Raw genomic sequence first — 24,274 nt, forward strand, 5'->3', positions numbered from 1 at the left:
CAAAAACGCCCGCCAGAGGCGGGCGCTTGATCACAGTCGTTTTAGACTGTGTCTGGAAGCGAGGCCGGGATCAGGCCAGGTTTTCGTTTACGAAATCCCAGTTCACCAGGTTCCAGAAAGCTTCCAGGTAGTTCGGGCGGGAGTTGCGATAGTCGATGTAATACGCGTGCTCCCAGACGTCGACGGTCAGTACCGGCTTATCGGCACCGGTCAACGGGGTTTCAGCATTGCTGGTATTTGCGATGGCAACGGTGCCGTCCGCTTTTTTCACCAGCCAGGTCCAGCCAGAACCGAAGTTGTTGGCTGCTTTATCATTGAATTCTTTCTTGAAATCTTCGAAAGAACCGAACGCCTTCTCGATCGCTTCCTTGGCAGCACCGGTGGGTTCACCACCGCCGTTCGGGCTCAGGCAGTGCCAGTAGAAGGTGTGGTTCCAGACCTGTGCGGCGTTGTTGAACAGCGGGCCGCTGGCACTCTTGATGATGTCTTCAAGCGATTTGTTGGCGTTGTCCGTACCTTCGATCAGGCCATTGAGCTTGGTGACGTAGGTGTTGTGATGCTTGCCGTAATGGTACTCGAGCGTTTCCTGAGAGATGTGCGGTTCCAGTGCGTTCTTTTCGTAGGGCAGTGCGGGAAGTTCAAATGCCATGAGGTCGTTCTCCCTGTCTCTCTGTTTATGTTGATGTTCGTTACCCCAATATAGGGTCGATTTGAGTCAGATCAACCCTTTGGTGTTAAAGAACTTTTAAACTCTGGGCTGCCCGGCAGGAACTGGGCGCAGTTCTTCACCCGCCAGACGAGCTCTTCGTAGCTGTCGGCCAGAATGTTTACGTGGCCCAGCTTCCGACCCGGTCGTTCACCCTTATTATAGAGATGAACATGGGCGTAGGGCAGTTCGAGGATTCGCTCGATGTCGCCGTGCTCTCCGATGATATTGATCATGCAGCTCAACCCACGTGGAGCAACGTTGCCAAGAGGGTGTCCGCTAACCGCGCGAATGTGGTTCTCGAACTGGCTGGTCATCGCGCCTTCGATGGTCCAGTGCCCCGAGTTGTGAACCCTCGGCGCCATCTCGTTGGCGACCAGGCCATCGGTTGTCTCGAACAACTCAAGCGTTAATACGCCGACATAGTCCAATTCGTTCAGTAGTGCCTTGATGTACCGCTCCGCATCTTCCTGAACGTGCTTCTCGAGCTTCGGAGCAGGCGCAATGGAGTAGCGCAGAATCCCCTCGTGGTGGGTGTTCTCCGCCATCGGGTAGAAGGCCAGCTCACCGTCTTCAGCGCGAACGGCGATAATCGACACTTCCCGGTGGAAGTCGACGAACTTTTCCACGATAAGGCGGGGGTGGCCGATGGAGGTCCAGGCGGCCTCGGCGTCCTCAGGCGATTTGAGTACGGCCTGGCCTTTGCCGTCGTATCCTTCGGTGTTGGACTTCGCTACCACCGGGCAGCCAAGTTCCTCGGCCGCGGCTTTCAACGAGGCGGCGCTATCGGCAATTTTCCATTCTGGCGTGGGGATGCCCAGCCCGCCGAACAGAGTCTTTTCCGCTTCCCGGTTCTGACAAACCTGCAATGCCCGGGGGCAGGGGTGAACCGGTTTGTGAGCAGCAATTTTCTCGGCCACGTTTACTGGCAGGTGTTCGAACTCATAGGTAACACGGTCGACCCGGGAGAGGAAATCATCCAGGTACTGGCCCTCGCGGTCGATGATGACTTCACCAAGGCCGGCACTGGGGCTGCCGGACATGTCATAGAAAACAAAGGTCTTGGCCAGTGGGTATCCGGCCAGTGCCAGCATTCTTCCCAGTTGGCCGGCGCCCAGTACACCAATTCTCATTCGAGTTCTCCTGCCTGTTACTGGTCCCGAGGATCAGGATTGTCCAGAATCGTTTCGGTCTGTGTGGCCCGGAACTGCTCAACCGCTTTGCGTACGCTGTCGTCTGAGGTGCCGATAATCTGCGCTGCCAGCAGGCCAGCGTTGGTTGCGCCGGCTTTACCAATAGCGAGGGTGCCGACAGCGATGCCGCCTGGCATCTGGACGATGGAGAGCAACGAATCCAGTCCATTCAGGGTTTTGGACTGAACAGGAACACCAAGGACCGGCAGGGCGGTTTGTGAGGCAACCATGCCCGGCAGGTGCGCTGCGCCGCCGGCGCCCGCAATAATGACTTTCAAGCCGCGGTCTGCGGCCGTTTTGGCGTAGTCAAAAAGCAGATCCGGTGTGCGATGGGCCGAGACGACTTTGGTTTCATAGGGCACGCCAAGTTTTTCGAGCATGGTGGCGGCGTGTTCCATGGTGGGCCAGTCGGATTTGGAGCCCATGATGAGTCCTACAAGCGGCTGCATATGCAACAGTCCTGTGATAATTGGAAAGCCGGCCATTGTATGTTTTGGCTACTTACCATGCAACAAACCTTGGTGGAAGGCGCAGTTGAGAGGCCTTTTCCGGAAACCGCTACGAGCACATCCATGTGCGCTTGACTGAAGCCATCCTTGGCTTCAGACATTTCCGGAAAAGGCCTCTCAACTCCGCCCCGAACGCTCTGGAAGATTTGGCATGAGCGCGGCTTCATTTTTACCTGCGGGTAAGTACAGGTATTATCAGACCTTATTATTTTAACCGTCCATACTCAGGAGCTGTAATGGAACCGATCCGTCCAGATGATGATGAGTTGAGGGCTGAACGACCGATTGGTAGTGCCGAGTCGAAAAAGGCAGCGGAAAGAAAGTCCAGGCCAGCGTCCGGAGGGAAAGGCGAACCGTCGACACCAGCGAAGCCTCCCAAAGGTGGCAAGGGCGGTAACGGAAGTGGCGGCAGCAATGGTCGCGGTAGCTCGGCAATGCTGTGGGTGTTGTTGATTGTGCTGGCCGTTGCCGCGGGTGCTGGCTGGTACTCCCAGGAGCAGCGGGTTCAGGCGTTGGAAGGGCAGCTTGAAGAAGCGGATTACTGGGCGCGGCAGAGCAAGCTGGCGCTTGCTCGGTTTGAGGGCGAGCTTTCGGAAACGGGGGAAAACCTTCAGGAGAGGGGCGCTACTCTGGAGGAGCAGATCGCGGCGCATACGAAGCGTCTGGATACGGCAGACAGTGAGATCCGGAAACTCTGGGCCATTGCCAATGAACGCAACAAGAAGCGCCTGGATGAGCAGCAGGAACGGATTGCCGCGTTGGAATCCGGCCTTGCTGAGGGCAAGCAGGCCATTGGTTCGCTTGAGACGTCGGTTGAAAAGGTCCGGTCCTCGCTTTCCGCCGATATTGCAGCCCTGAAACAACAAACGGAGACGTCGATTGCAGCGCTGCAGGATGCCAACCGGCAGGCGACGGATCAGTTGACGAAATTGAGCCAGCAGCTGGCGGATGTGGATCAGGTGATCGAGAGCCGTATCCGGCGTTTTGAGCAGGAGCAGAAGCTGGGAATCAGCGGCATGGAGGGTCGGATCTCGGCCCTGGAGCGGGAGACCGATGAGCTGGCCGATGATGGCCGGGTTCAGGCGCTCCGTAATGAGGTGGCCAGTCTCAAGCGCACGGTTGAGTCTATCGATGCCTCGCGGTCACAACTGACCTCCCGTCTGGTTCGGCTGTCTGAAGATGTGAATCAGTTACGGAGCCAGATCAGCGGGCAGTAACTGCCCGTAGCGTGGTCCAGCAATCGGCATTTCGGGTTTTGTAACGGTTTGTAGCCATCCCTTGCGGTAGCTCTCATTTCTGTTTTTGTGCAGTTGTTAAGATCAGGCAACTCGCAATCAGGATGAAGAGTTAACAACAATGAAAACCCGAGTGCCTTCCGTTTTTCTTGTTCCCCGGCTTCTGGCAGCGATGTGGCTGTTGCTGGCGTTGCCGGGCTGTACGGTTTATCAGTCCATCGGCAAAAGCGTCGGGTCGTTCCTGCATCCGGTTTCCGGGCATGACTTCGTTCATATCGACAACGATAGCTGGGATCGGCGCAACGCGGTGCTGTACTTCTACAGGACACACTCCCAATGGGCGGCTGATGAAATTGAAGCGCCCAGTGTCTACATAGATGACACCCACTATTTCAACATTCGCAACGACAGCTTCACCTGGCTTGAGGTAAGCCCCGGAGAGCGCCACATTGCCATGCGCCGACCTTTGCTTGGTCTGGAGGGCATGAACTCCTTCAGTCTTAGCCTGATCGCCGATGCCACGCTGGACGTTGAGCCAGGACAGATCTATTACCTGCGTTATAACGAGCTTTCGGAACCGGGCCAACGGCATCCGGACCTGGATCCGGATCATTCGCTGAATCAGGGCGACCTCCAGCTGGTGACGCGGGAATATGCCATGCAGGCAGAGGAGATTGTTTCCACCCGTTTTCTGAACAGTGATCTGTTGGCGCCAAACCACGCGGCTACCTCCATTGTGGAAGTGAATGAAGACCTGGATTACGAGCGGCAACTGGTGCTGCTGGAGGAGGAGCGTGAGCTCGAGATCGAGCGCCTGAAGCAGGAGGGCAAGTACGAATCCACGTCCTGGTTCTGGCCGTTCGGCGGTGGTCCCACGGTTCCCCTGGAAACGGATCGGAAAATCGACAGGTTGGAGCGTGAGTACGCCAAGTTGGAGCAGGAACGTGAGCGTCGGGAAGAAGCAGAATCCGGTGGTGGCTGGTGGATTTTCTGAGTGCTGACTACACTGACGGCAGGTGAAGGACTCGGGAAATTAAAACAATGGCTCTCAAGGATTCTCTTCGACTCAGATTTGAAAAACTGGCCGATGATGTGGTCCCCCAACTACTCGATAGCTGGGGCGATCTGCAGAAACGGCTTGATGACCTGAACTGCTCCCTGGCCAATCGGGCGGTTCCGGAAGACAGGCGCAGTCGTGTCAGTGAATTGTCCCTGCAGGAGAAGGCTCAGCAGGCGGGCCAGAATCGCCCGGCCATACGGGCAGTCAAAACCGCTAGCAAGACCTCGGGTAAAAACTGAATTTGCTTAAAAACTGTACGCTTTTGAATGGCTTGCAGGTTTTTTTATAAAATTGCCGGAAAATATTTGACACCGTCAGCCAAATGCTTAAAATGCGCCTCTCACTTGGTTGAGACAGCACGGCTGGCAAGCAAGTGAATGCCTTTTTAGATTAGATAGGAAGGCTTGAAAGTGGGTGGTTAGCTCAGCTGGGAGAGCATCGCCCTTACAAGGCGAGGGTCACTGGTTCGATCCCAGTACCACCCACCACTTTCAGTTGCATCACCGGATCACCCCATCCGGTTTCAGGTTCGGGCCCAAGGGCCGGAATTGATGCGGAGCGGTAGTTCAGTTGGTTAGAATACCGGCCTGTCACGCCGGGGGTCGCGGGTTCGAGTCCCGTCCGCTCCGCCACTTTTATTTATGAAGTATTCCCGGGTGGTTAGCTCAGCTGGGAGAGCATCGCCCTTACAAGGCGAGGGTCACTGGTTCGATCCCAGTACCACCCACCAAAATTCCAAAAAAGGGCCGATCCGCGAGGATCGGCCCTTTTTTACTTTCCAATCAAAGACTGCCCACAAACGCGCACAACATTGCCATTCACTCCATTGGAGGCAGGGCTGCAGTACCAGGCGATGGCCTCGGCCACATCCACCGGTTGCCCGCCCTGGGACAAGCTGTTCATCCGACGACCGGCCTCTCGGATGGTGACCGGCATGGCGGCGGTCATCCGGGTTTCGATAAACCCGGGGGCGACGGCGTTGATGGTGATGCCGTTTTTCAGTTGCCGGGCCATGGCTTCCACGTAGCCGATCACTCCGCACTTGGCGGTTGAGTAGTTGGTCTGTCCGAAGTTGCCGGCGATGCCGCTGATGGAGGAAATACAGACAATGCGTCCGTTTTCTTTCATGAGCTCCCGCTTTGCCAGTTCCTCGTCGATCAACTCCTCCGCGGTCAGATTGACTGCGATGGTCATATCCCAGAAGTGCTCCGGCATGTTGCCAAGGGTCTTGTCGCGGGTGATGCCGGCATTGTGAATGACCAGGTCGACGCCGCCGAAATGCTCTTCGATGAAGTCGGCGATCAACTTTGGTGCTTTGTCGTCGGTAATGTCGCAGGCCAGAGCCTTCCCGTTGATAGCGGATGTGACCTTTTCCAGTTCTTCCATGGCCGGCGGAATGTCGAGGCCGATCACGGTGGCGCCGTCCCGGGCGAGGGTTTCAGAAATGGCAGCACCGATACCCCTGGACGCTCCGGTGACCAGTGCCACCTTTCCAGTCAGTGGTGCGACGGGATTGGTGGCAGGGGCAGCGTTGCCTTTGCCGACCTTCACGACCTGGCCGGACACATAGGCAGAGCGGGCAGACAGGAAGAACCGCACGCTGGAATCCAGTTGCTTCTCTGCCCCTGGGGCCATCCACAGTAGGTTCGCCGTGGAGCCTTTCTTGCCGATTTCCTTGCCAACGCTGCGTACGAAGCCTTCGAGTGCCCCTTGCGCGGCGGCCTGCGGCGCCTTGCGACAACTGGCGGGATTCTGGCCGATTACCAGAACGCGGGCGTTGCTGCCCAGTTTTTTGATGGTGGGGTGGAAGAAGTCGTATAGTGCCCGCAGGTCGGCCGGACCTTTCAGGCCGGTGGCGTCAAACACCAGCGCCGAAAACTGCTGGTTGATGTCGGAGGCCAGGTCCAGCGGCCGGGCTTTGTTGCCGGCTTTCGATGAGTCCGCCAGGCGATTGCTTTCGCTGGCGTGATGAAGGGTGGCCGCGCTGGCGCCGAGAATACTGCCTAAAGTGGCAATGGCTTTTCCGCCGTTGGCGGCGCCGATGAGCACCTTGCCTTCGATAAATGGCTGGTCGGTGCGCTTCAGGCGCTTCAGTGGCGCGGGCGCGGGGAGACCAAGGGATTGTGCGGCGGTTCTACCAACGGGGGTGTTTACCAGTCTAAGATAGAGGTCGGACATGGGGGCTTCCTTGTGGTTGCAATCGGTTCTCTGGATGCGGATTGTCTACAGGGTAAAGAATCGGACAGTTTTTGGATTGACTCAATGCCTGTAGGGTGTTGTCAGGGGTGCCAATGAGGCATTGTGCGTTGTCGCTACACTTGTTGCCAGCCCCCAATGCTCCATCCGGCAATGAAATTTTCCGCAAAAGGATTGGATTGATCATGGCAGAAGCATCGAAAACTCCACGCAAGAAAACCGCTACTTCAAAAAAGACCAGCACAGCCACTTCGGGTATTCGCCGCGTAGCAGTGCTGGGTGGTAACCGGGTTCCGTTTGCGCGGTCCAATACCGCCTACAGCAAGATCAGTAACCAGGAGTTGCTGACATCCGCGCTGCGGGGGCTGGTGGATCGGTACAGTCTTCAGGGCAAGCGCCTCGGGGAAGTGGCGGCAGGGGCGGTGATCAAGCATTCCCGGGATTTTAACCTTACCCGGGAGTCGGCGATGAGTTGTGGTCTGGCGCCGGAGACACCGGCTTATGATATTCAGCTGGCCTGCGGGACGGGGCTGGAGGCAGCCATTCTGGTGGCCAACAGGATTGCCCTGGGGCAGATCGAATGTGGTATTGCCGGTGGTACCGATACCACGTCCGATGCGCCGATTGGTGTAAGCGAGGGGCTTCGGGAGATTCTGCTGGATCTGAACCGGGCCAAAACCACCGGCGAGCGGTTGAAGATTCTGGCGCGGTTCCGGCCCGCGCACCTCGTGCCCTTGGTTCCGGAGAACCGGGAGCCTCGCACCGGCATGTCCATGGGGGAGCATGCCCAGGTGATGGCCAGGGAGTGGGACATTCCCCGGGAAGATCAGGACAGGCTGGCCTGGGAGAGTCATCAGAAGCTTGCCAAGGCCTATGAAGAGGGGTTCTTTAAAGATTTGCTGACGCCGCTGGCGGGGCTGGACAAGGACAATATTCTGCGGCCGGATACAACCCTTGAGAAGCTGGCGACGCTCAAGCCGGTGTTTGACCGGGACAACGGCACCATGACGGCGGCCAACAGCACGGCGCTGACTGATGGCGCCTCCTGCGTGCTGCTGGCCAGTGAGGAGTGGGCGAAAGAGAATAACCATGAGGTGAAGGCGTGGCTGACGTTCTCCGAGGTGGCAGCGGTGGATTTTGTGGACAAGAAAGAGGGGCTGCTGATGGCGCCAGCTTACGCCGTACCCCGGATGCTGGAAAAAGCGGGGCTGACACTTCAGGATTTCGATTTCTACGAGATCCACGAAGCCTTCGCCTCGCAGGTGCTGTGTACTCTGAAAGCCTGGCAGGATCCCGCCTTCTGCAAGGACCGTCTGGGGCTGGACAAGCCGGTGGGCAGCATCGACCGGGACAAACTCAATGTAAAAGGCAGCAGCCTGGCCACCGGCCATCCGTTCGCCGCCACCGGCGGGCGCATCATTGCGACCCTGGCCAAGTTGCTGGAGGAAAAGGGCAGTGGCCGCGGCCTGATCTCCATCTGCACCGCAGGCGGGCAGGGGGTAACAGCGATTCTGGAGCGGTAAGTTTCCGGAAAACCGGAACTTTCCTTTGACAGTGCCAGGCTCAGCCCTTATCATGCGCGCCACGTTGATCAGGGGTTCCCTGAGCAACAACCAGTTTGATGCGGGGTAGAGCAGTCTGGTAGCTCGTCGGGCTCCCAATCCCGAGAAAGCCGGAGGGAGTCATCGACCTTCGGCTTATGAGCCCGACCAAGAGGCGGACTCAGTAGAAAGAATTGATGAAAAGTTTGATGCGGGGTAGAGCAGTCTGGTAGCTCGTCGGGCTCATAACCCGAAGGTCGTTGGTTCGAATCCAGCCCCCGCTACCACTATTTAACAAAGCCCGCTTATGCGGGCTTTGTTGTTTCTAATCGGAGCTTCTGAGTCACCGAGACCGCTGTAGAGAAAGGGCCCGCTTTTGCGGGCCTTTTGTTTTATAAGCTACTCCCATACTTCTCCCTCAATAGAATTTTTTCAGTGCTGCCGCCTGTTGTCGGCCCCTTCCGGGCAAATTTTTGCCTTCCCAATCAGTAACTTCTCTAACTTCATTACGAGTCCCTGACGGGAAATTGACAATTTCGTAACTAGGGGAATGACAGAGTTCACATCGATAATCAGCCCCGTTTTATACAATTTCACAAAATCGACGAAAAAATGGTGCTTAAACCACATGAAGCGCGTCATCAAAGTGTCACAGGCATGGATTGCCGCGTTCGCTATGGGAGCACTACTCACAGGGTGTGGCGGTGGTGGCTCTTCCGATTCTTCAGGCACACAAACTAGCTCTAGTGGGGGAATCTCGTCTCCGGAACGCTCCGCAGTATTGAGCTGGAGCGCTCCCCTGACTCGCGTTAACGGCGAGAGCATTCCGATGGGTGAGCTCGACAAATATGTGATCCGGTACGGTCAGGATGCTGACGAGCTGAGCGAAGAGGTGGTCGTCACCAATGCTCAGGCCGAAGCGGAAATGTCCTACGAAGTGAGTGGTCTGGACGCAGGGACCTGGTATTTCACTATCCAGGTTCAGGATACCAACGGGCTGATCAGTGAGCCCTCCGATGTTGTGAGCAAGTCCATCCGTTCCTGAGACTAGAACCCCGGGCCTGGAGTGTGAAGTCTCAGGCCATCGGGTCTGCAATCGGCAGTTTGAGGGTGAACGCAGAGCCTTCGCCCGGTTGCGACGACACCGAAATTTCCCCTCTATGCTTTTCAACAACGGTTTTGACGAAGGATAGTCCGAGTCCCGTTCCGTGGACTCCGGCCAGCTCAGTGCTTTTTTGACGCCGGTAACGGTCAAACAGGTGCGGCAGTTCCTCCGGATCGATACCGGTACCTTCATCGGCAATCGTCAAACAGGCCTGATGGCCAGCGCGGAAGACCTGAATGCTGACGTCTGATCCACTCGGGCTGTATTGAACGGCATTGGTCAGCAGGTTGATAACGGCGCGCTCCAGAAGCTCTGCATTGCCTTTCAGCCACAAATCCTCGGTACCCTGTAACTGGAGTTGTATCTGCTTCTCTACAGCCTGCTCGCTGACGCTGTCACGGGCGTTCTCTACGATCGCCAGAAATTCGCATTCGTAGAACCGGGTTTCCGTTAATTGTTCCGCCCGGGCCAACTGCACGAATTCCTCGGCCAGGTGATAGCTTCTCCGGGCCAGCCGCCCCAGTTGTTCCAGCTGTTCCTGTTCAATGTGGCTGGGATCCCGTTTCAACTGTTCGATCAGGGCAAGCTGTGAAACCAGAGGCGAGCGCACGTCATGGGAAATAAAGTCGATTGCCTCGCGGTGCTGGCGCTGCTGCTCCCGCAATTCCGAAATATCCGAAATATTGGCAATGATGCCTTGCTGGTCGCTGTCTGGCAGCGAAAACGGTGCAAAATGAATCAGGAAATCTTTGTCGCGAATCCTGAGGTCTACGGTGCGGCTCTGTAATAGGGTCAGGGTGTCGGAAACGGTTTCATGCCAGGGTGGCGTTTCCCGCGGATCGTGTCCCTCCAGCAGTTTTACCAGGGGAAGGCCGGCCAGGCTCGGCATGGGCTCGCGGAACCATTCCTCTATGTGGCCGTTGGCAAAACGGATGACCCCCAGTTCGTCGGTCACGATGATACCGTCGGGCATGCGCTCAAAACTTCTCCGGATGAACTGCTGCATGTGGTTCAACCGATCCGTGGCGATGCGGACCCGCTCGATTCGTGCAGAAATGTTTTCACTGGGTCTGGCTGCAGAATCCGCCGGTACGGCTTGCTCAAGGTGAAGCCTGCGCAGATAGCGCTGGATGGCCTCGCGCCCGAGATCATTGGGTAACAGCAGGCCCAGGTGATAGCGGGTGCCGGCTCGCAATAGCTGAATCCAGCTGCGATTGCTGTCGTGAAACCAGTGCCCCGGAGTCAGGTCATCTGGAATATCGCTCTGTGACAGTCCACGTGCGGAGAGGATGTCGTTCTCCTCCATCAAAAGCCACCCTGTGGGGCGAAACAGGGCCTGGAAGTGCTCCAGAAGTTGTGTCGGGTTCCTTCCCGAGGGTGCGGGCAGTGCGACCTGGGGACTTCTGGCCAGTTCGTCCAGTTGACGGTTCAAAAATCGGTTGGTCATGGCCAGTCGAAGGCCGCTGGATACAGGAAAGGCCAAGAGTGGAACCAGCAGTGCGTTTGCAAGGGGAAACCACCATCGCATCGTCAGCAGCACGAACAGATAGATTCCGAGCAGTCCCGCCAGAACCATCGCGCAGGCGAGAAGGGTTCGCGCAGGGCGCATGGGTGGCAGGGCGAGGGCGAGTATCAGGATGGTTGTCATGGCCAGCAGGGCAGACGCCCACGCCGGTGCCGGCTTAATCAACAATCCCTGCATGTATGCCGACAACACGTTGGCGTGGAATTCAACGCCGGACATCGGACGGCTCAGCCCCGAGAAGGGCGTGGGCAGTATGTCGCCAAAACCGGCGGCTGTGGCACCGACAAAGACTATTTTGCCACTGAAGTGTTCGGGTGCGGCCGGCTGAGTGAGTACCTGCGAGAAAGAATACGACTGGAGAGAGCCGGCACCACCGATCAGGGGCACGGCACGGTATTGATCCCGGATATTGACATAGGAAGGCGTATCCCCGGCCTCCGGATTTTGTGGTCCAACACCGCTTGCGGCCAGCGCAAGGCTTGGCCAGAGCTGGTTCCCGAGGCCATTAAACAGGTAAAGACCTCTGGCAACGCCGTCGCTGTCCAGTTCCACATGAGCATGGCCCAGACCGGCGGCCGCTGAAGCCAGCACTCCAACCGGCAATTGTTCGCTTAACAGGTACTGGGAGGTGGGAGGCGACAGATAGACTGGCAGAATAACGTTGCCGTGACTTCGCATCTGTTCTGCCAGTTGCTGGTCGTCTGGCGACGGTTCGGCGAACAGAATATCGAACACAATGGTTTTTGCGCCTGCCTCGTTGAGCTTGGCAATGAGCTCAGCGTGCAGATTACGGGGCCAGGGCCAGCGGCCCAGGCGATTCAGGCTCAGCTCGTCGATCGTCACCAGAACCACCTCGTCCGAGGCTTCCAGTGGATTCGAGGTGATGGCTTGGTCGTACAGCCAGTAATCCAGGCGTTGAGGTAGTTCGGTTGTCTGGATAAGCAGGAGCAGTGCCAGCAGTATCAGGCCCAGAGTCCAGGGGGTCGTTTTAATTGGCAGCCAATCCCGGTTCATGAGCCCTGCTGTGTGGTTCGGTCGATCAACGGATTATTCCAGGTACAATTCCCTCCCTGGTCCCCAACGGCTTTGCAGTGGACCATCAGAAAGAGCTTTCAGGCGCACAAAATACCGCCTTCCGGGAATAAGACGCAAGGCTGCCGTGGTATCAGGCAGTGTTGCCTCCTTGATGATATTGTTGAAGCCCGGCTCCTCCGAGAGTTGCAGTCGGTATTCTGCCGCCGTGTCTACCTTCTCCCAGAACACCCTTACCTGGCTGTCGATGTAGTTCACGCTGATGATCCGAACCGGAGGCAGGCTGCCATTGACCACCAGCTCCCGCGGCTGCGTTGTAGCAACTGAATTGCCGCCTGCTTCGGTCACCACGCGCCAGTAATACTTGCCAGGCCCAAGCGGGCGTGAGGGCAGGGCAGCCGTTTCGGGTGCCCACTCGCTGGTGGCGATCAGGTTCCGGAAATCCTGATCTTCGGCTATCTCTACCCGAGCCACTTCATTGTCGCCGTTAAGCTGCCAGCGAAACTCGGGCATATCGTCGTTGACGGTGCCCCCATCTTCCGGAGCAACCAGGCTGGCAGTCCTGGCCTGAAGATCGACTTCCAGCGGGACGACGCGTGGCATCCCCGCCGTGCCGCGAGTATCGAGTGCCGCCAGGTGTACCTCATAGCTGCCATTATCCAGTTGCCCGATATCAAAGCTGTTGCCTGTCAGTTTTCGGCTTTCTACCCAGCGGCCTGTGTCGCTTTCGAAGATGTCCACCCGGTGCATGGGGGCGCGACTTTCCTGCCAGGTCATGGTGGTGGGCAGTTGGGTCAGTCTCGGTGGCAGTGGATCGAGCGCCGGCGCTGGCGGTAGGCGGCGAATGCTCAGGCCGTCATTGTTAGTGGTGGACAGGCTGGCTCCGAAACCCGCAGGGATCCGGCGGGTCTTGCCGGGGGCCCCGAAGTCAACGTCGCCCTCGGTTACCTGCAGGCGAGTGCCCTCTGCCGATGTCTGGAGTGAAAATGCGGTACCTCTCACGGCGGCGACGGCCGAAGGCGTTTCAATCTCGAATCGTGCGCCTCCCTCCATGACCGGCTTCACTCGGGTGTGGATCTCGCCCCTGTCGAGTCGGAGTCTGGTATCGACCATGCCGGCTTTGCCGTATTGGGTCAGGCGATTGAAGATGAGTCGAGAATTCGGAGAAATCCTTACTTCCGAGCCGTCCGCCAGTTCAATGGTGGCGGTCCCGGACGCGGACAGAATTTCATCACCAACGCGGATGAGGGCGTCTTCACTCAGGGGTGTTTTCCGACCGGTATTTCCGGAAATCAGCTGTACGGTTCCGGTGACCGATGTCGCCCGCGCCGGCTGAGGTTGGCGCTTTAGCCAGGCAAGGGGAATTCGCACACTGTCGCCGGCACCCAGAATGGCACCGTTGCCAATCTTGTTGTATTGCAGAAGGCGACTCGCGGGATAATTGGGTGCGAGCAGGTCGTTGGCCACTTCCGAAAAGCTTTCTCCCGGCCGCAAGGTGTAGATCCACTCGGGCACCGGGTTGGCCGACGAAACGTCAGAATGCCCGGCTGAACCGCGCGTTACCGAAAGCTCGGCAGCCGCGGGGGCAGCCCAGGCAAGCAGTGAAAGGATCAGCAGCAGTGCCGGTAATCGCGGAGCCGGGCTGTCAGTCATTGGCTGCCCTGGCGGGTTCGTCGACGTCAAAGGCCTGGTCCTGCGCCTTCATGGCCTCCAGTCGGTAGCCCCGCTGGTAAATGGTCTTGATGCGGAAGCCGTTTTCCGGGTTCAGGCCGAGACGACGGCGCAGTCGGCTCATATGCGTGTCTACGGTACGGGTATTGATATCCCGCGCCAGACCCCAGACGCGCTCAAGCAGCATTTCCCGAGTCAGCAGCCGGCCCTGGTTCTGGAACAGGAACAGGGTCAGATCGAAATCCTTGTCGGTCAGCGTCAGTTCTTCACCATGGAGTGCAATGACCCTTTGCTGCGTGTTGATTTCGAACGGACCATAGCGAAGCACTTCCTTTTCGCTGTCAGGATTGGAGCGTCTCGCCAGAGCATTGATGCGCGCGCCCAATTCCGCCGCACGGGCCGGCTTGGCCAGGTAATCGTCGGCGCCGGCATCCAGAGCCCGAACAATATCTGCCTCGCTGTCCCGCTGGGTGAGAAACACGACTGGAATCGGCCAGTTCAGCTGGGCGCGAACGCTCTCGAGAACATCAATGCCGGTCATGTCCGGAATCTGCCAATCCAGAATCAGGAGGTCATAGCTGCGGTGCAGAACCGCGCTCAGGAAATTTTGGCCGGTCGGGAAGCTGTCGCAGTGGTGCCCGCTTTCAGACAGAATTGACTGGATGTGCTGTGCCTGTTCGGTTTCATCTTCAAGCAAAGCAATACGCATTAAGCCTCTCCCGGAGTGTCGCTCTCTTGCCTGGTATCGAGCAGAGCTTTCAATGGACTACTCTGCTATATCAATCAATTATCACAAAATGTGGATCTGCGTTCAGTATCGTTATGTAGACTTGCGTAAACGGACTGAAGGCTTTCCGTTGTCGTCGTCCAGTGTTTGTCGGCAGCCGGGGAAATTACTGCAGCCCCAGAACCAGCCTTTTTTCCCTTTTCGTCGCACCAGGGGCGAGAAACAGTGGGGGCATGGAATGGGTTTCTGGCCAGTGCCATCCTGAGGCGTGGCTTCTTCCAGCGGTCGGGTGCCCCGGCAATCCGGGTAGCGGGTGCAGGCAAAAAAGCGGCCGAATTTGCCCTCTCGCTCCAGCATCGGGGCGCGACATTTGGGGCAGTGGGGCTGTGCCTCTGGCGAGGTTGTGCCGATGCTCTCCGAGTCGACGGTCGGGCGGCCCTGGGGCCTGGCCAGAAAGCCGCGGATCTCCTCTTTGAGGGTATCCAGAAACTTTCTGGGGTCGCCCTCGCCACGGCGAATGCTCTCCAGGTTGGCTTCCCAGACGGCCGTGCGATCCGGCTTGCTGACCGATTCGGGCAAAGCACTGATCAACGCCTTGGCTTTGTCGGAGGCGCGGATATGCCGACTGTCGCGGTACAGGTAATCGCGCTTGAACAAGGTATCGATGATCGCAGCCCGGGTTGCTTCGGTGCCCAGGCCATCGGTCTCGCGTAGGGTTTTGCGAAGTTCGGTATCGGTTACAAATCGGGCAATGTTGGTCATTGCCGAGAGCAGGGTCGCGTCGGTGAAATGCTGGGGCGGCTGGGTTTTGCGCTCGCTGAGGTTGCTATCGTCGCAGAATACCGGTTCGCCTTTTTCCAGTCTGGGAAGCGGTGCCTTCTCCGGTTCCTTGCGAGCTTCTCGCAGTTTCAGTTCCAGCGTTTTCCAGCCGGGCACCAGGATGGCCGTTTCCGTCGCGCGGAATTCGTGCTCTGACACTCGTACCGTTAGCTTACCCTCCCTGTGCACGGCATCGGGCGCGAACTGCATCAGATAGTACCGGCTGATCAGTCCGTAGATTTTTTCTTCCGCGTCACTGAGTTTGCCGTTCGGCGTCGGGCGGCTGGTTGGGATAATAGCGTGGTGGGCGTCGACCTGTTTGTCGTTCCACGCGGAAGTCCTGCGGCCAAGGTCTGCGCCGTTGCAGGCTTGCTCCAGATCCGGTGCCACTCGGGCAATGGCTCTTATCACCTGCTCCCGCTGGCTGTAGTGGCCTTCCGGTAAAAACCGGCAATCTGATCGCGGGTAGGTGATGAGCTGGTGGCGCTCGTAAAGATTCTGGGCGGTATCCAGGACGTCTTTGGCACCCATGCGGAATAGCCGGCCTGCTTCAATTTGCAGGGCCGACAGGGAAAACGGCAGCGGTGGCGCTTCCGACCGATCCCGAAAGCGGGACTCGGTGATGGTGCCGGGTCGGTTTCGAACGCTGTCGGCAATCTGTTCAGCGACTTCCCGGTTGAGCAGGCGGTTCTCTTCATCCAGGTAATCCTGGAACTGCTCGTTGGGCTGCCAGCGGGCGGTGAAGGTTTGCTGGTCGGCTTCTTCCTCCTGAGCCCTGAACCTTGCTTCAATGCGGTAATAGGGCTTGGGCTGGAAGTGTTCGATGGTATTGTCACGTTCAACCACAAGGCCAAGTACCGGAGTCTGTACCCGGCCAACGGAATAGACCCCCTGTTCACCCTGCCGCTGATAACTGAGGGTATAAAATCGGGTCAGGTTGATGCCATAGAGCCAGTCGGCGCGTTGTCTGGCCAGGGCGGAATGGGATAACCGACGGAATTCCCGGTTGTCCCTGGGGCTCTGGATCGCCCGGGCCACGGCCGCTGGCGTCAAATCGTTGATCAGTATCCGTTGAACCGGGGCGCTGGCACCGAAATAGCGGATAACTTCGTCCACCAGCAGCTGGCCTTCCCGATCCGGGTCGCCAGCATGAATAATGGTCTTGGCCTGGCGAATCAGCGATTCCAGCACCTTTAATTGTTGCTGAACACTGTCCTTGGGCATGACCTCCCATTTGTCGGGAAACATCGGCAGGTCTTCCTGGCGCCATTTCTTCCAAGCGGGGTTATAGCGTGCAGGTTCTGCCGGTTCCAGCAGGTGGCCGATGCACCAGCTAACGGTGGCAGCATTTTCGCCAGTGCCACAGCGTATCCAGCCCTGGCCTTTCTGGTGAGGGCCAGGGAGGGCAGCGGCGATGGCGCGGCCGAGACTTGGTTTTTCGGCGATGTACAGGTGCATGGGGTTTGGGTGTTTTGGAATCGGGATGGGAATGTGGCGCTTTGGCTTTATGGTGTCAAGGCTCTCGGGTGTGTCCTGTATGTGTAGTAGACTGAGGGTGTTGGTGGAGGCGGCTGTGAAGATGGCTTTCCCAAAAGACGCCGTGAACCCATCCATGGGGGCTTGGTGCTGCCATCCTTGGCAACACACACTTTTGGGAAAGCCATCTCCACACCCGCTTCTGACCGTTCGCCATTCGCCCTCTTCCATCAGGGTTGAGCTGTAGGAGTCTCGAAACATGAAGATCCAGAATGCAATTGAAACCAAGCTGAACGACGCCTTCGATGCGCGTGTGCTTCAGGTGGAGAACGAGAGCCACAAGCACAGTGTGCCTCCTAATTCTGAAACTCATTTCAAGGTGACCCTGGTGTCGCCGGAATTTGAGGGGCAGATGAGGGTGCGGCGGCATCAGGCGATTTACAAGGTGCTTGCCGAGGAACTGGCGGGGCCGGTTCATGCGCTGGCGTTGCATCTATACTCACCGGAAGAATGGGAGGCGACGGGGCAGTCGGCGCCGGAATCTCCGAATTGTATGGGCGGGTCGAAGAAAGATCCGGCGATGGCGACGCGGACCGCACAGGGAGAGGGTTCATGAGTCAGTTTTTCCAGATTCATCCGGAGACGCCACAGAAGCGTCTGATCAATCAGGCGGTGGATATTCTGCGTCGTGGCGGGGTGATCGTGTATCCCACGGATTCAGCCTATGCCATTGGCTGTCACCTGGGTGACAAGCAGGCGGCGGATCGGATCAAGCGGATTCGCCGTCTGGATGACAAGCACAACTTCACCTTGGTGTGCCGGGATCTTTCGGACATCGGGGTCTATGCCAAGGTGGACAACACCCAGTACCGGTTGCTGAAGAATTTCACGCCCGGGCCCTACACTTTCATTCTGGATGCCACCAGTGAAGTGCCCCGGCGGCTGCTTCATCCCAAACGCCGGTCAGTAGGCGTCCGTGTGCCGGACAATGCCATTGTTCAGGAGCTGTTGGGCGAGCTTGGTGAGCCCATCATGAGTAGCACTCTGATTCTGCCGGGCGAAACCGATCCGATGACAGACCCTTATGAAATCCGGGAAACCCTGGAGCATGAGCTGGATCTGATTATCGACGGGGGATTCTGCGGTATGGAAGCGACCACGGTCGTGGACTTTACCGGCGAGGCTCCGGTGGTTACCCGTGTTGGTAAGGGGGATCCGGCGCCTTTCGAGGTCTGATTCTCCTGATCCGTCTTTCCTTTATGCCCGGGCGTTCAGATTAAAGGCGTACGCCCGGCTATTCCCTGCAGCTTCGATTTGCTCGGCACTCACTGAGCGGCGCATGGTGTCGTAACGGTGCACGAGGTCCTGCAGGCCGTTAAATTGCTGGTTCTCGCTGATCAGTGTGTCCAATAGCGGGTTATTCACCCCGTACGCCTGATTCAGTTTGAGCGCATTGTCCATGAAATGCAGCGTTGGCTCGTTAACGCTGAGGCGATTGAACGCTTCCTTGAAGTTTTTGTTTACGTTCAGGTCTTTTTCAATCTGGATGCGAGTGTTGTCTGCGATTTTCCCTTCCACCGCAACGCTGCCATTCTCCGTTTTGCTCACGTTCAATGCGGTTGCCGGGTGCAGGTTGTATTCGGCAAGTTTGTGCCGCAGTGTTTCTCGAACGAAGGCAAGATCCTGCCCCACAGTTTGTTTGTAGTCGGTCATGGCCAGTCGGCGGGCTTTCAGCCGTGAGAGGTCAGACTGGTTGTTCTCCGAGGGTGTAAAACGGTCATCGCCAGGTGTCGGCTCGGTTTCCATGGCCTTTGCCTGTGCTTTGCCGGGCGCGGCTTCCGGCCCTGTTGAAGGCGTCTGGCGCCTTTCCATGGCCTGCTGGAACTGGGTGCTCGCCCGGATCAGAGATGTCAGTAGGGACATGGATGGGTTTCCTCCTTCGGTCAACCGGAGTGCGGTTTCCGAACAGTCAGCGTTGGGAATCACGAATGCTTGTCATCATGCTCTGCAGCTTTCAGGCCAACTCGATGAAGTCCCGGGCTGAGGGCTCCCTCCTTCCTTCATGTGTAAACGACTTTTCCCGGATCTGATCTGGGTCAGGAAATAATTGACGCATATCTATAAAGTTTGGCGACAGTTAGTTGTCATCACGAAACGTCAAAACAACGTCCTGGCCGCATGCCGCGCGGTCTCTGTGTCGGGTTACCATGAAAAAACAGTATTCCATCCGCTTTCTCTTACTTGCCGCTTTGGCGGCTGCCTTCTCCCTGGTGCTCGTGTTTACCGTAATCTACAGTGCAGACTCACAGCGTGATCATCTTGAAGAGTTCAGCCACAAATACGTGGATGGACTGGCAAAATCCTATTTCGATGGGCTGAATACCATGATGGTCACCGGCACCATCGGTAACCGGGATGTGCTTCGGAAAAAGGTGATGGCGTCTGAAGACGTGCTGGACGTGCGGGTGATTCGCAGTGACCATTTGAACCGGATCTTCGGCAACGGCAACGCGTCGGAACAGAAGCGGGAACCTTTGGACAAGAAAGCGCTTGCCGGTGAGCGGGTGGAGTCCTATTCCAGCAATGAGGACGGGCGAGTCTACACACTGATCGAGCCCGTGATCGCGATGGAGAACTATCAGGGCGTCAACTGTCTTGGCTGTCATCAGGCCAGTGAGGGAGACGTTCTTGGAGCCATTCGGGTGGACTATTCCATGGCTGACAGCGATGCCCGTTTGCAGCAGCAACTGCTGACCAGTGGCGGTATTCAGGTAGCCATCTTTGCTGCGGTGTTTTTCCTGACCGCCGCCGCTTTGAGTCGACTGGTGTTTTCCCGTTTGCGGCGACTCCACGACCGCATGGGCGAGATCTCCAGAAATTCTGACCTGACCATTGAGCTTGAGGTTACCCGCAACGACGAGATCGGTTCCGTGTCCCGGGCGTTCAACCGGATGATGGCGAAGATACGGGAGAGCATGAATACCGTCATGGACAACGCCGAACAGGTTGAGCAGGCGGCCAGAAGCATTGCGGGGAAGGCTGACACGACAGAGAGGGAAGTGCTTGCCCAGCGTGACAACACAGATCAGGTGGCCAGCGCCACTACCGAGATGGCCGCATCTGCGGTTCAGGTCCGGGAAAATGCCATTCATACCACCCGAAAATCCGCAGATACTGCGGAATCAGCGAGCAAGGGTGAGAGCCTTGCCCGGAATGCAGTAAAAAGCATCGAGGCATTGAACACCGAGGTCCAGAGTGGCGCAAAACGCATTGAGCAGCTGGATCAACGTACCAGCCAGATGTCGGATATGCTGGAGGTAATCTCCAATATCGCTGACCAGACCAACCTGCTGGCGCTCAATGCCGCCATCGAGGCGGCCCGTGCCGGAGAGCAGGGGCGCGGTTTTTCTGTGGTGGCCGATGAGGTGCGTGCGCTGGCGTCGAGAACCCAGGATTCAACGGAGGAAATCCGGAACACCATCAACGGACTGAAGGGAGAGGTTGTCGATTGTGTGGCCACCATGCGCCATGCCTCTGAGATGGCAGAGCATCAGGTTTCAGCCATTCTGACAGTAGAGTCTGAACTGCAAACCATTGCCTCTGCTGTGCGGGAGATCACCAACCTCAATCAGGAAATGGAGAGCGCTGCCAACGAGCAGAGCGATGTCTCCGAATCCATTAATCACAACGTGATTGAAATCAGTCGCTCGGCAGAGCAGACCTCCGGGGATGCCAAGGAGACAGCGAGAATTGCCGGAGACCTTCTGGCCATGGCCGAGAATCTCAGGAAAACCATCGAACAGTTCCGGCTGAATCAGGAAGGCCGCCCTTAGAAGGACGGCGCGGGTCTGGCGACAGGCTCAGCCCCGATGGTCGGAAACAAAGGGGTTGGTGGCTCGCTCCCGGCCAAAGGTGGACATCGGACCGTGTCCGGGAATGAACGCAACCTCGTCGCCGAGCGGGAACAGCTGTTCCCTGATAGAGCGAATCAGTGTTGCGTGGTCGCCCTTTGGAAAATCCGTGCGTCCGATGGAGCCATGGAACAGCACGTCACCCACAAGCGCCAGACCGGATTCCTTATGATAAAAAACCACATGCCCCGGTGTGTGGCCGGGGCAGTGAAGGACCTCCAGAGTCTGGTTGCCCACCGTGACCTGCTGCCCATCTTCCAGCCAGCGATCCGGGGTGAAAACTTCCGGGGCCGGAAACCCGAACATCTGCGCCTGCTGGGGCAGGCCAACAATCCAGAAATTGTCTTCCTTCTGCGGCCCCTCAATGGGAATACCCAGCTCTTTGGACAGCTCCGCAGTTCCGCCGGCATGGTCAATGTGGGCATGGGTAAGCAGAATTTTCTCGACCGTCACGCCTTCCTCAGCCACAGCGGCGCGAATCTTCTCCAGATCCCCGCCCGGATCGACTACGGCTGCCCGGCGCGTCTTTTCGCACCAGATCAGTGAGCAGTTCTGCTGGAAAGGCGTGACCGGAATGATTCTGTAGTTCAGTGACATACCTGTTCTCAATCGCTGAAGAAATGGCTAGTGCCATCAGTTTACTGGAACTTCCCGCGTAACAACGAACGCGCCCCGCAAATCGCCCTCGGAGAAGCCGGTCGCCTTGTCTTCAGGATAGAGTTCAGCCAGTTTTGCCTTCACCTCCGGGGCGATGGACTTACCATGACAGCCAAGGCAAAGTTTCTGTGTCGGGATGGCGCTCATATATTGGAACGCCGGCTGTCCGGACGCTTCGGAGACCTGCCAGACCTCCACCGGTTTTCCGTTCTTTACCGGCTGTCTGTCCATGGCCAGCAGTTGGATCTCCTGCCAGTCGGTCGGGGTGTTTTCCGGGTTCCGGACTTTCAGACTGGTCCGACTGATGACCCAGCCGCCGCTGCTGTTGTTGCTGGCGATTTCCGGTGCCACAGTCTTGCAAACACCAATACCGTTTGTGAGGCCGCCTTCTTTGATGGCCGCCTGGAGCGCCTGCTTCAGTGAGCCGCCGAAGCTTTTCACCAGGGAACGTGCTTCGGCAACCATTGCTTCCGGGCTATCTGCTTGGGGTTGCGCGAGAAGTGGCATGGAAAGCAAGGAGCATAGCAAGGCTGTTGTGATGGTCGGTTTGGTCATTGAATCTCTCCCGGGCTTCTTGGCTTTGGAATAAGTATATAACAAAGGAATAATCCCAAATTGAGCCAGGACAGATTCCGGTAGAGTCGATGAATGATTACCACGCCAGCCAGATAACGTGGCGGGCACCCTTGCCGGGTCGCAAGGCCCTCACTGTAACGGGCTCAACAGAAAATCCTGCCCGCCGCAGCCTCTCTGTGAAGGAATGCTCCTGGCCGGCAGACCAGTAGGCAAGGATGCCATCAGGTCGCAGGGCTTTCTGGGCGGCCGCAATGCCATCCGGTGAGTAGATCCAGTTGTTTTCTTTGCGGGTCAGTCCTTCCGGACCGTTGTCGACATCGAGAAGAATGGCATCCCATTCGCCGTCGCTGTTTCTGAGTAATTCGGCCACATCACCAATGTGAACCCGGGCTCTCGGGTCGCTCAGCGGGTTGCCCGCCGCAGAGCCCAGTGGCCCTCGATTCCAGGCTTCTACTTCGGGAACCAGCTCGGCTACCGTCACCTGCGCATCGTCGCCCAGAGCGGCCAGCGCTGCTGCCAGCGTGAACCCCATGCCCAGGCCGCCGATAAGAACCCGGGGAGCAGGCTGATCGGCAATCCGTTCGCACGCCAGGGTGGCAAGAGCATCCTCCGAGCCGTGGATCCGGCTGTTCATCAATTCTCCGGTGGTGCCGGCAATTTTGATGGAAAATTCATCATTGCGTTGCAAAAGACGTAATCGGGTTCCCTTGCCGGGGATCATTGCGGTTCCGATTTCGGTAAAGCGGGCCATTGAGAAGTCCTGATGTCGGTAAGGAGGGGCAGTTTAGCTCGCCTGGAGCCAGGTTGAATATCACGGACCGAGAATCGGGGTTAAGAGAGGTGGTACCCCCGGCAGGACTCGAACCTGCTACCTTCCCCTTAGGAGGGGGACGCTCTATCCAGATGAGCTACGGGGGCATTATCGCGAGAAGGGCGGTATGATAGCGGGCTAAGACCTGAGGCTCAAGGTTCGGTCCGGTTTCAGAGAATGCCACGGAGTGTGTTTTGCCAGATCCTTTCTCGCTAAGCGTGATTGTTCCCGTGTGGATGGAAGCGGCAGGTGTAACCGACACCCTGCGCGCCCTGCAACCGATCCGTAACCGGGGGCATGAGGTGGTTGTCGTTGATGGTGGCAGTACCGATCGAACCGTTGAGCTGGCCCGGCCACTTTGCGACAGGGTGGTTGTGTCAGAGAAGGGCCGGGCGCTTCAGATGAACGCCGGCGCGGCAGTTGCAAAGGGCGATCTACAGTTGTTTCTGCACGCAGATACGCGCCTGCCGGAAGAAGCTCTGGAGCATCTCGCAAGTTTCGTCCATTCCCGTCGCGCCTGGGGGCGGTTCGATGTGCGGCTGAGTGGTGAGCGGCTGCTTTTCCGGGTTATTGCCTGGTTCATGAACCAGCGCTCGCGCCTGTCAGGCATCTGCACCGGTGATCAGGCAATTTTCGTACGGCGGGACGTTTTCGACGCCCTGGATGGTTTTCACCCGATGCCGCTCATGGAAGATGTCGAATTCTCACGCCGTCTTTGCCTGGTGTCCCATCCTTTCTGTATAAAAGAGCCAGTCGTTACCGATAGCCGCCGTTGGCAGAAATACGGTGCCTGGCGAACGATTTTTCTGATGTGGCAGCTGCGCTGGCGGTATTGGCGTGGTGAATCGCCGGAGTCCCTGGCCCAAATTTACCGATCGGATGTGCGCAATGCCTCAAAGTAATCCGCCTGCGGCGGTTTTTCTCCAGTTTGCCAAATGGCCGGAAGCCGGACGGGTTAAAACCCGGTTGATGCCCGAGTTGGGTGCGGTCGGGGCTCTCGAAGCCCATGTTCGGCTCACGCTGGCTGTGCTGGATAACCTGTGTGCGACCGGCTATCCGGTGGAATTCTGGTGGGATAGACCGGTGGATGACCGGCCCGGCGAGGCGGCCTCTATCATTGAAGAGCTTGATGCCGCCGGCCTGATGCAAGGCGTTCAGGAGGGGAGCACACTGGGCCAACGGATGTATCGAGCGTTGAGTCTGTCTCTTCAGGATTATGACCGGGCATTGGTGGTGGGCAGTGATTGCCCCTCGGTCGATCCGGATTACGCCCGTAACGCCGTCGCGCTCCTGAAAGACTACGACGTTGTGCTTGGGCCCTCAGACGATGGCGGCTATGTCCTGATTGGAGCCTCCCGAGTGGCTGAGGGAATGTTGGATGACATTGCCTGGGGCACGCCGGAGGTTCTGACCCAGACCTGTGAGCGCCTTAAAGCATCGGGGCTCAGCTATTGTTTGCTGGAGCCCCGCTGGGATGTCGACGAGCCCGAAGACTGGGCGCGCTTTCTGCGCACTCTTTGAGTA

General features: G+C 57.7%; 22 protein-coding genes and 5 tRNA genes. 14 read left to right on the top strand and 13 right to left on the bottom strand.

What is annotated here, in order from left to right:
• Positions 1 to 70: 70 nt before the first annotated feature.
• From sodB to purE, 3 genes are all read right to left on the bottom strand, one after another.
• Positions 71 to 649 (bottom strand): superoxide dismutase [Fe], encoded by a 579-nt coding sequence (gene sodB, locus KYE_RS05805; RefSeq protein WP_008171376.1) that lies wholly within the window; start codon positions 647 to 649, stop codon positions 71 to 73.
• A 71-nt stretch (positions 650 to 720) separates the two neighbouring features.
• Positions 721 to 1,839 (bottom strand): 5-(carboxyamino)imidazole ribonucleotide synthase, encoded by a 1,119-nt coding sequence (locus KYE_RS05810; RefSeq protein WP_008171379.1) that lies wholly within the window; start codon positions 1,837 to 1,839, stop codon positions 721 to 723.
• Between the two features lie 17 nt (positions 1,840 to 1,856).
• On the bottom strand, positions 1,857 to 2,348 hold the full coding sequence (gene purE, locus KYE_RS05815; protein WP_008171382.1) for a 5-(carboxyamino)imidazole ribonucleotide mutase: 492 nt from the start codon (positions 2,346 to 2,348) through the stop codon (positions 1,857 to 1,859).
• Between the two features lie 296 nt (positions 2,349 to 2,644).
• Between purE and KYE_RS05820 the strand changes: the two genes are divergently transcribed.
• From KYE_RS05820 to KYE_RS05845, 6 genes are all read left to right on the top strand, one after another.
• Positions 2,645 to 3,625 carry a hypothetical protein gene (locus KYE_RS05820; RefSeq protein ID WP_008171384.1) on the top strand — a complete coding sequence of 327 codons (981 nt, stop codon included), beginning with the start codon at positions 2,645 to 2,647 and terminating at the stop codon, positions 3,623 to 3,625.
• Positions 3,626 to 3,764: 139 nt separating this feature from the next.
• The gene (locus KYE_RS05825; protein ID WP_008171386.1) at positions 3,765 to 4,637 is read left to right on the top strand and encodes a DUF2846 domain-containing protein; all 873 of its coding nucleotides are present in this window, start codon (positions 3,765 to 3,767) and stop codon (positions 4,635 to 4,637) included.
• A 47-nt stretch (positions 4,638 to 4,684) separates the two neighbouring features.
• A complete protein-coding gene (locus KYE_RS05830) occupies positions 4,685 to 4,942 on the top strand; it encodes a hypothetical protein (protein WP_008171388.1) in 258 nt (85 codons plus the stop codon).
• Between the two features lie 173 nt (positions 4,943 to 5,115).
• Positions 5,116 to 5,191: transfer RNA gene (locus KYE_RS05835), tRNA-Val, on the top strand.
• Between the two features lie 67 nt (positions 5,192 to 5,258).
• Positions 5,259 to 5,335 (top strand) — tRNA-Asp (locus tag KYE_RS05840).
• Positions 5,336 to 5,357: 22 nt separating this feature from the next.
• Positions 5,358 to 5,433 (top strand) — tRNA-Val (locus tag KYE_RS05845).
• Positions 5,434 to 5,474: 41 nt separating this feature from the next.
• Here KYE_RS05845 and KYE_RS05850 read toward each other — a convergent pair.
• Entirely contained in the window at positions 5,475 to 6,881 is a 1,407-nt protein-coding gene (locus tag KYE_RS05850) for a 3-oxoacyl-ACP reductase (RefSeq protein WP_008171390.1), read from the bottom strand.
• Positions 6,882 to 7,084: 203 nt separating this feature from the next.
• Between KYE_RS05850 and KYE_RS05855 the strand changes: the two genes are divergently transcribed.
• The 3 genes from KYE_RS05855 to KYE_RS05870 all read left to right on the top strand — a co-directional run bounded on the left by KYE_RS05855 (position 7,085) and on the right by KYE_RS05870 (position 9,485).
• Positions 7,085 to 8,422 (top strand): acetyl-CoA C-acetyltransferase, encoded by a 1,338-nt coding sequence (locus KYE_RS05855; RefSeq protein WP_008171391.1) that lies wholly within the window; start codon positions 7,085 to 7,087, stop codon positions 8,420 to 8,422.
• A gap of 228 nt (positions 8,423 to 8,650) precedes the next feature.
• Positions 8,651 to 8,727: transfer RNA gene (locus KYE_RS05860), tRNA-Met, on the top strand.
• A 389-nt stretch (positions 8,728 to 9,116) separates the two neighbouring features.
• The gene (locus KYE_RS05870; RefSeq protein ID WP_227497769.1) at positions 9,117 to 9,485 is read left to right on the top strand and encodes a fibronectin type III domain-containing protein; all 369 of its coding nucleotides are present in this window, start codon (positions 9,117 to 9,119) and stop codon (positions 9,483 to 9,485) included.
• Between the two features lie 31 nt (positions 9,486 to 9,516).
• Here the strand turns inward: KYE_RS05870 and KYE_RS05875 are convergent, their stop codons facing one another.
• The 4 genes from KYE_RS05875 to KYE_RS05890 all read right to left on the bottom strand — a co-directional run bounded on the left by KYE_RS05875 (position 9,517) and on the right by KYE_RS05890 (position 16,777).
• A complete protein-coding gene (locus KYE_RS05875) occupies positions 9,517 to 12,084 on the bottom strand; it encodes a CHASE2 domain-containing protein (protein WP_008171397.1) in 2,568 nt (855 codons plus the stop codon).
• A gap of 33 nt (positions 12,085 to 12,117) precedes the next feature.
• Positions 12,118 to 13,755 (bottom strand): FecR domain-containing protein, encoded by a 1,638-nt coding sequence (locus tag KYE_RS05880; RefSeq protein WP_008171400.1) that lies wholly within the window; start codon positions 13,753 to 13,755, stop codon positions 12,118 to 12,120.
• Positions 13,748 to 14,482: a response regulator transcription factor gene (locus KYE_RS05885; RefSeq protein WP_008171403.1), complete on the bottom strand. Its 735-nt coding sequence runs from the start codon at positions 14,480 to 14,482 to the stop codon at positions 13,748 to 13,750. The genes KYE_RS05880 and KYE_RS05885 overlap by 8 nt, the downstream gene beginning before the upstream one ends.
• Before the next feature lie 111 nt (positions 14,483 to 14,593).
• Positions 14,594 to 16,777: a DNA topoisomerase 3 gene (locus tag KYE_RS05890; protein WP_039881886.1), complete on the bottom strand. Its 2,184-nt coding sequence runs from the start codon at positions 16,775 to 16,777 to the stop codon at positions 14,594 to 14,596.
• A gap of 277 nt (positions 16,778 to 17,054) precedes the next feature.
• On the opposite strand from KYE_RS05890, the gene KYE_RS05895 reads away from it, so the two are divergent.
• Both KYE_RS05895 and KYE_RS05900 read left to right on the top strand, forming a co-directional pair.
• Entirely contained in the window at positions 17,055 to 17,411 is a 357-nt protein-coding gene (locus tag KYE_RS05895; RefSeq protein WP_008171407.1) for a BolA family protein, read from the top strand.
• On the top strand, positions 17,408 to 18,031 hold the full coding sequence (locus tag KYE_RS05900; RefSeq protein ID WP_008171409.1) for an L-threonylcarbamoyladenylate synthase: 624 nt from the start codon (positions 17,408 to 17,410) through the stop codon (positions 18,029 to 18,031). The genes KYE_RS05895 and KYE_RS05900 overlap by 4 nt, the downstream gene beginning before the upstream one ends.
• Before the next feature lie 21 nt (positions 18,032 to 18,052).
• Here the strand turns inward: KYE_RS05900 and KYE_RS05905 are convergent, their stop codons facing one another.
• Positions 18,053 to 18,718 carry a hypothetical protein gene (locus KYE_RS05905; protein WP_008171411.1) on the bottom strand — a complete coding sequence of 222 codons (666 nt, stop codon included), beginning with the start codon at positions 18,716 to 18,718 and terminating at the stop codon, positions 18,053 to 18,055.
• A 284-nt stretch (positions 18,719 to 19,002) separates the two neighbouring features.
• Between KYE_RS05905 and KYE_RS05910 the strand changes: the two genes are divergently transcribed.
• Positions 19,003 to 20,628 carry a methyl-accepting chemotaxis protein gene (locus KYE_RS05910; RefSeq protein WP_008171413.1) on the top strand — a complete coding sequence of 542 codons (1,626 nt, stop codon included), beginning with the start codon at positions 19,003 to 19,005 and terminating at the stop codon, positions 20,626 to 20,628.
• Between the two features lie 27 nt (positions 20,629 to 20,655).
• Here the strand turns inward: KYE_RS05910 and KYE_RS05915 are convergent, their stop codons facing one another.
• From KYE_RS05915 to KYE_RS05930, 4 genes are all read right to left on the bottom strand, one after another.
• Entirely contained in the window at positions 20,656 to 21,303 is a 648-nt protein-coding gene (locus KYE_RS05915) for an MBL fold metallo-hydrolase (protein WP_008171415.1), read from the bottom strand.
• A gap of 36 nt (positions 21,304 to 21,339) precedes the next feature.
• Positions 21,340 to 21,918 carry a DUF3365 domain-containing protein gene (locus KYE_RS05920; protein WP_050898265.1) on the bottom strand — a complete coding sequence of 193 codons (579 nt, stop codon included), beginning with the start codon at positions 21,916 to 21,918 and terminating at the stop codon, positions 21,340 to 21,342.
• Between the two features lie 97 nt (positions 21,919 to 22,015).
• Positions 22,016 to 22,690 carry a spermidine synthase gene (locus tag KYE_RS05925; RefSeq protein ID WP_008171418.1) on the bottom strand — a complete coding sequence of 225 codons (675 nt, stop codon included), beginning with the start codon at positions 22,688 to 22,690 and terminating at the stop codon, positions 22,016 to 22,018.
• A gap of 90 nt (positions 22,691 to 22,780) precedes the next feature.
• Positions 22,781 to 22,857, bottom strand: a tRNA-Arg gene (locus KYE_RS05930).
• 87 nt (positions 22,858 to 22,944) lie between these two features.
• Between KYE_RS05930 and KYE_RS05935 the strand changes: the two genes are divergently transcribed.
• Together KYE_RS05935 and KYE_RS05940 are read left to right on the top strand one after the other, a co-directional pair.
• A complete protein-coding gene (locus KYE_RS05935) occupies positions 22,945 to 23,652 on the top strand; it encodes a TIGR04283 family arsenosugar biosynthesis glycosyltransferase (protein ID WP_008171420.1) in 708 nt (235 codons plus the stop codon).
• A complete protein-coding gene (locus tag KYE_RS05940) occupies positions 23,639 to 24,271 on the top strand; it encodes a TIGR04282 family arsenosugar biosynthesis glycosyltransferase (protein WP_008171422.1) in 633 nt (210 codons plus the stop codon). Before KYE_RS05935 ends, KYE_RS05940 begins: the two co-directional genes overlap by 14 nt.
• Positions 24,272 to 24,274: the final 3 nt, after the last annotated feature.

The sequence above is a fragment of the Marinobacter manganoxydans MnI7-9 genome (genome assembly GCF_000235625.1).
GTDB classification, from domain to species: domain Bacteria; phylum Pseudomonadota; class Gammaproteobacteria; order Pseudomonadales; family Oleiphilaceae; genus Marinobacter; species Marinobacter manganoxydans.